Raw genomic sequence first — 6,211 nt, forward strand, 5'->3', positions numbered from 1 at the left:
TCTCCAAACCCCCCGTGTCCCCCGCTGCCCTGGGCCGGTTTTTGTTTGGGCCCCTATTGGCAGCCCAAAAGACTCACGGCCCCGGACCAGCGGCAACGTCACGGCTTTAAGGAGTCCAGGAAAATGCTCCAAGCGGCGGAGCCGAAGGTCAGCACGCCGTCCTCGGGAGCCTTCGAGTCCCGTACGCAAACGGAGCCGGTGAGCAACCGGACTTCGACGCAGTTGTCACTTGCTGCGGCGCTCCTCGAGCTCTTGAACCAACCGGTGTCCCACGCAAGCCGTGGCATGGTCAGCCATCCTTCAAGATTCCGTCGATCAGTTGTCGCGACTCCTGCGGACCCAAGGCGAGCTCGTGGAGCCGCCGGAAGACACGAAACATCGTCGCAGTATCGGCTTCGTCGTGGAAGTAGGTGGAGGGCCCGTAAACCACGTTCGCGAACGCCACCGGAGAGCCCTGACCGGCGAACTCGAACAGCGTGAAACCGCCTCCGCGCGCCGGATTCAGATAGCTTTCGGGAGATAGGATTTGGATGGTCAAGCCGTCGCGTTCGTCAATCAGGGCGAGCAGGTGTGCTAGCTGCTCGCCCTGACTTCCGGGTCTCCGACCCGTGCTCGAAGTGACTCTTCGGTGAGTATGAAAGCCATCTTCTTGCCCGTTGACGTGCTCAGGGTTCGTTGCTGACGATCAAGGCGGAACGCTACGCGCTGCTCCAGCTCGGCTTCTGATGAATCCCACCAGATCCCGTCGCCTTCGTTGATCAGGGCTTGGACGTACCCGGGTGTTTGCAACAGCCCTGGCACCATTCCGCACTCGTAGCTGCTGATCTCGGTGGCGCTGGCTTCGAGGTCTGCGAAGCGTTGGAAGGCTCCGGGGAGCAGGTCCGTGTAGGTGCGGCCTCGTTGGCGCTTGCGTGCCTGCGCGCCGAGGGCGAGCACCGTTTCGCGCTCGTCTCCGGATATGCCGTAGAAGTCCAGGAGACCGACAAGATCTTCTCGGCTCAGCGTGCCCTTGCCGTCTTCGAGCTCGACGATGCGGGAGCGGACTCGGCCGATCGCTTCGGCCGCCGCTTGCTGGGTCTTGCCGGATTCTTCGCGGATTCGGCGCAGTGCCAGGCCGAGTTGCCGTCGCTCCAGGGTTTGGCGGGCTCGCGCCATCGACGACCTCCACGATCTCGAAATACCCGATCAGGGACATGGCCTAAACGCGACGGTCGCCCTAATCTTAAACGCGACAGTCGCGCTTGGCGACGGTCTGGTTGCAAGCAGTCACCCTAGTCGTCCACTGAGGAAGGTCGGGAGCATGGCCCTGTTGCACTACTCCGGGATATCCATCGACTCGTTCGTGGAGATGGAGGACGAGGTGCCCGATGCGGTACGAGATCGATCGGCTCAACGATCTCGTGGTTCTCTACTGTGGACGGAACAGCGAGTACGTCCTCAGCATTGGCCGGAAGAACCTCGCCGCGCTGATCTCCCTCGGCGCGAAGGCGATCGAGGAGCTCGCCGCGGCCTGAAGCGCGCTGTTCGAAGTGGTGAAGGGCATCTTGGTCGGCTTCTCCGGTCGAAGGCGCCCTTCACTTCGAACGGGATGGGTCGGCCAGGCGGGCGTGGCGGTGGCCGTAGAGGAAGTAGATCGCCAGGCCCAGCACCAGCCACGCTCCGAAGCGGAGCCAGGTGATCAGGTCCAGGTTGGACATCAGGTACAGGCACGCCAGGGCCGTGATGATCGGCAGCACCGGCGACAGCGGCATCTTGAACGGGCGGTGCAGGTCCGGCTTGCGGCGGCGCAGCACCGGCACCGCGATCGCGACGATGACGAAGCCGGACAGCGCTCCGATGCTGACCATGTCCGCCAGCTCCGAGATCGGGATGAACCCGGCCAGCAGCATGATCACCACCGCGCCGCCGATGGTCATCCGGTGCGGCGTGCCCCACTTCGGGTGCACCTGGGAGAGCTTCGGCGGCAGCAGGCCGTCGCGGCTCATCGCGAAACCGATGCGGCCGATGGTGACCAGCTCGACCATCATCACCGAGGTCAGCCCGGTTACCGCGCCCAGCGCGATCAGCGCCGCCACCCACGGCTGGCCGACGGACTGGAACGCCGCCGCCAGCGGGGCGGCCTCGTCGATCTGCCGATAGTCGACCATCGCGGTGAGCACGACCGCGACCGCCACGTACAGCACGGTGCACACGATCAGGCTGCCGAGCAGCCCGACGGGCAGATCGCGCTTGGGGTGCTTGGTCTCCTCGCCGAGGTTGGCCAGCGCCTCGAAGCCGGTGTAGGCGAAGAACACGACCGCCGCCGCGGTGAACATGCCGCCGATGCCGTACATCGACTGCTCCATGCCCAGCGCCGCCTGCAGCAGCGGCTGTTCCAGCCCGCTCGCGGAGGCCGGGGCAGGCTGGGCCGGCGGGATGAACGGCGTGAGGTTCGCTCCGTTGAAGAAGAACAGGCCCGCGACGATCACCAGCACGCACACCGCGACCTTGACCACGACCAGCGCGTTGGTCACCCACGACGATTCGCGGATGCCGATCACCGCGATGACGGTGAGGATCGCGATGATCAGGATCGCGCCGACGTTCACCGTGGCGTCCTCGCCGAACCACTCCGGCGGCAGGCCGAGCAGGTTCGAGACGTAGCCCGACCAGCTGCGCGAGACCACGGCCGCGCCGAGCGCGAACTCCAGCAGCAGGTCCCAGCCGATGATCCAGGCGAACAGCTCGCCCAGCGTGGCGTAGCCGTAGGTGTAGGCGCTGCCCGCGGTCGGCACCGCCGAGGCGAGCTCGGCGTAGGCGAGCGCGGCCAGTGCCGCGACGATGCCGCCGACCACGAACGACAGCACCACCGAGGGCCCGGCGTGCTCCTTGGCCTCGATCCCGGCCAGCGTGAAGACGCCGGTGCCGATGATGATGCCGATGCCGAAGCCGACCAGGTCGCGGCCGGAGAGCCGGCGGATCAGGCCGCTGCGCTCGCCGCGGGTCAGGACGTCCTCGACGGGCATTGTTCGAAAGACGCTCACAGGCTGGCACGGTAGATGACTCCCGCGCCAACGCCCAGCGAACCCTCGCCATCAGTGTTCACATGAGCACGAAAAGTTATCGCCGCCGTCGTGAAATCCAGACGAATCGGAAGAAACCGGGCGGCGTTTTCGCGTGAAGTCATCGCGCCCCATCCACGCCGGGTGCCGTTTTCGCGCGAAAACGGCACCTGGTTCGGTGCCGATCAGGCGGGCACCGCCGAGGTGTCCCGCTCCCACGCGCGGTGCTTGCCGAGGGTTGCGGCGAACTCCTCGATGAATCCCTCCGGCAGTGCGCCGCCGGTGTGCGCCGCGGTGATCACGCCGAGCTCGGTCACCACGCCGTTGGTGCCGCTGGGCTTGCGGGCCTCCGAGATCCCGGCCCGTTGCAGCAGCTCCATGCCCTCGTCGCTGGCCGCCACCGGCTTGTTGTGCTTGTAGGCCTCGGCCACGAAGTGCACGGCGAAGCCGTCGCCGGAGAGCGCACGGACGCTGTCCGCGCCGCCTGGCACGATCACGCCGTCGTAGAGCACCGAGCCCATCGTGTTCATGGCGCGGTCGACCGGCACTTCGTCATCGTCGGCGCTGCGGACCTTGCCGTCGCGCAGGCCGAGGACCTCCGCCATCGCGCCGCGCTCGGACAGCTCGCGCCGGATCTGCGTGACCTCGGTGGCGTCCACGCCGTCGGCGACCAGCACCGCGACGCGGCGGGTTGCGATCGTGTCGGCGCCCTGGTTCGTCAGGCTCAGCGCGGGGGAGCTGCGGCCGTGGTTGGGCCCGCCGCCGCTGGGGGCCGCCACTCCGACTCCTTCGGCCACCGCCACGGCCAGCTCGTGGTCGATCTGCTCGATCTGCTGCACCACGGTGTCGCGGACGTGCTGGTGGTCGACCTTGCCGAGTTCGAAGCGGAACGCCGCGACGATGTGCTCCTTCTCCCAGGGCGCCATGCTGTTCCAGAACAGCGTGGCCTGGCCGTAGAAGTCCTTGAAGCTCTCGCTGCGCTTGCGGATCTTGTGCCCCTCGACCTTCTCCTGGTAGTGCGAGAAGGCGCCCTCGTCGGCCAGTGCCGGGCAGCCGCCGCCGAGGCTGTTCTTGAAGTAGCTGGTCCGTCCTCTGTGGATGGTCTGCTGGCCGTAGCCGTCCCGCTGGTTGTTGGCGACCTCGGCCACCGGGCGGTTCACCGGCAGCTGCGCGAAGTTCGGGCCGCCCAGCCGGATCAGCTGGGTGTCCAGGTAGGAGAAGTTGCGGGCCTGCAGCAGCGGGTCGTTGGTGAAGTCGATGCCCGGCACCACGTTGGCGGTGTGGAAGGCGACCTGCTCGGTCTCGGCGAAGAAGTTGTCCGGGTTGCGGTCCAGCGCCATCTTGCCCACCGGCCGCACCGGCACCACCTCCTCCGGGATGATCTTGGTGGCGTCGAGCAGATCGAAGTCGAAGTCGAACTCCTGGGACTCCTCGACCAGCTGCACGCCCAGCTCGTACTCCGGGAACTGCCCGGCCTCGATCGACTCCCACAGGTCGCGGCGGTTGTAGTCGGGATCCTTGCCGGCGATCTTCTGGCACTCGTCCCACACCAGCGAATGGCTGCCCAGCAGCGGTTTCCAGTGGAACTTCACGAACGTGCCGCGGCCCTGCGCGTCGACCAGCCGGAAGGTGTGCACCCCGAAGCCCTGCATCATCCGGTAGCTGCGCGGCAGCGCGCGATCGGACATCAACCACATGACCATGTGCAGCGTTTCCGGCTGCAGCCCGACGAAGTCCCAGAACGTGTCGTGCGCCGACGCGGCCTGCGGCATCTCGTTGTCCGGCTCGGGCTTCACCGCGTGCACGAAGTCGGGGAACTTGATGCCGTCCTGGATGAAGAACACCGGCATGTTGTTGCCGACGAGGTCGTAGTTGCCCTCGTCGGTGTAGAACTTCGTGGCGAATCCGCGCACGTCCCGCACCGTGTCGGCGGAGCCGCGCGAGCCCGCGACGGTGGAGAACCGCACGAAGACCGGAGTGCGTCGGTTCGGGTCGGTCAGGAACCGCGCGGTGGTGAGGTCGGCGAGGCCGTTGTCGTCGTAGGGCTGGAAGTGCCCGTAGGCGCCCGCGCCGCGCGCGTGCACCACGCGCTCCGGGATCCGCTCGTGGTCGAAGTGGGTGATCTTCTCGCGGGCCTGGAAGTCCTCCAACAGCGTCGGGCCGCGTTCACCGGCGCTCAGCGCGTCGTCGGTGTGGTCGACGCGCACGCCCTGCTGGGTGGTCAGGCTGGTGTCGGTCAGGTCCTGGCGGACCTGGTCGAGCTGTCGTTGCTTGGCGTCGTGCCCATCGGTGGCCATTCGGCTGGCTCCCCTCGGTGTCGGCTAATCGCCCCAAGGGGTTCCCGGCCGCCCGGACCGGTATTCGCCGGTTACGAGCCCAGCGCGGCGGGCAGCCAGTGCAGCAGCTCCGGCGCGCCGGCGACGATCAGGAAGTGCAGCGACCGGCCGACGAGGCTCGCGAGCAGGAAACCCACCAGCGGAATGCCGGCCGCGCCGGAGAGGAAGCACATCAGGCTGTAGGGCGGGATGCCGGGAACGGCGCTGAGGCACAGCACGCCCAGGCCCCACCACGGGCGCTCCTCGGTCCGCCGGTGGAACTTCTCGATCCACCCGGCCCACCGGCCGCGCCGCTTGGTCTCGACGCGCTTGCGCAACCGCTCGCCGAGCGCGAAGCTGCCCTTGCCCGCCAGGTAGAACAACGTCTTCCCGGCGACCTGCCCGACGGCCGCGGCCAGCCCGAACGCCCACCAGCTGACGCCGTCCACGGTGGAGACCACGCCGAGCAGGTAGAGCTCGATGTTGACCAGCGGGAACACGCTGCCGAGCGCGGCGGTGCCCGCGGTGGCCAGCAGCCACCCGATCATCTGATCACCCGGCCGACGGCAGGCCTGTGCTGCGAACCGGGATGGTGGATCAAGTCGAAAGCTCCGTAGCTGCTGAAACAGGCCCGCCCGAGCCTACCGGCCCGGCCCCCGCCGACCCCTGACCGGGTGCCCTCCCGCAGCATCCGCCGAGACCTCCGCTCACCCGGGGATTGCGCAATTTCCCGAGAAATTGACGTTCACCCGGGTGACGGTCAATTTCTCGGCGCCGACGAGGGCGAGCCGGGGACCTGCAAGGACATCCCGCTGATGATGGCCGATCCGCACTCGCTGATCGAGGGCTGCATCA

5 protein-coding genes and 1 pseudogene are annotated in these 6,211 nt (G+C 67.5%); 1 reads left to right on the forward strand and 5 read right to left on the reverse strand.

What is annotated here, in order from left to right; genetic code table 11:
• Positions 1-98: 98 nt before the first annotated feature.
• Together AB0I53_RS36595 and AB0I53_RS36600 are read right to left on the reverse strand one after the other, a co-directional pair.
• Positions 99-287: a DUF397 domain-containing protein gene (locus AB0I53_RS36595; RefSeq protein ID WP_358613359.1), complete on the reverse strand. Its 189-nt coding sequence runs from the start codon at positions 285-287 to the stop codon at positions 99-101.
• A gap of 2 nt (positions 288-289) precedes the next feature.
• A pseudogene (locus tag AB0I53_RS36600) lies at positions 290-1,155 on the reverse strand (helix-turn-helix transcriptional regulator).
• A 212-nt stretch (positions 1,156-1,367) separates the two neighbouring features.
• Here AB0I53_RS36600 and AB0I53_RS36605 point away from each other — a divergent pair.
• A complete protein-coding gene (locus tag AB0I53_RS36605) occupies positions 1,368-1,514 on the forward strand; it encodes a hypothetical protein (RefSeq protein ID WP_358613361.1) in 147 nt (48 codons plus the stop codon).
• A gap of 60 nt (positions 1,515-1,574) precedes the next feature.
• On the opposite strand, the gene AB0I53_RS36610 is transcribed toward AB0I53_RS36605, so the two are convergent.
• The 3 genes from AB0I53_RS36610 to AB0I53_RS36620 all read right to left on the reverse strand — a co-directional run bounded on the left by AB0I53_RS36610 (position 1,575) and on the right by AB0I53_RS36620 (position 5,904).
• The gene (locus AB0I53_RS36610; protein WP_358613363.1) at positions 1,575-3,023 is read right to left on the reverse strand and encodes an amino acid permease; all 1,449 of its coding nucleotides are present in this window, start codon (positions 3,021-3,023) and stop codon (positions 1,575-1,577) included.
• Between the two features lie 203 nt (positions 3,024-3,226).
• Complete coding sequence (locus AB0I53_RS36615; RefSeq protein WP_358613365.1) at positions 3,227-5,338, reverse strand: catalase; 2,112 nt, start codon at positions 5,336-5,338, stop codon at positions 3,227-3,229.
• Positions 5,339-5,409: 71 nt separating this feature from the next.
• Positions 5,410-5,904, reverse strand: a complete 495-nt coding sequence (locus tag AB0I53_RS36620; RefSeq protein ID WP_358613367.1) for a VTT domain-containing protein — start codon at positions 5,902-5,904, stop codon at positions 5,410-5,412.
• Between the last annotated feature and the right edge of the window lie 307 nt (positions 5,905-6,211).

The sequence above is a fragment of the Saccharopolyspora sp. NPDC050389 genome, assembly GCF_040655595.1.
GTDB lineage: Bacteria > Actinomycetota > Actinomycetes > Mycobacteriales > Pseudonocardiaceae > Saccharopolyspora.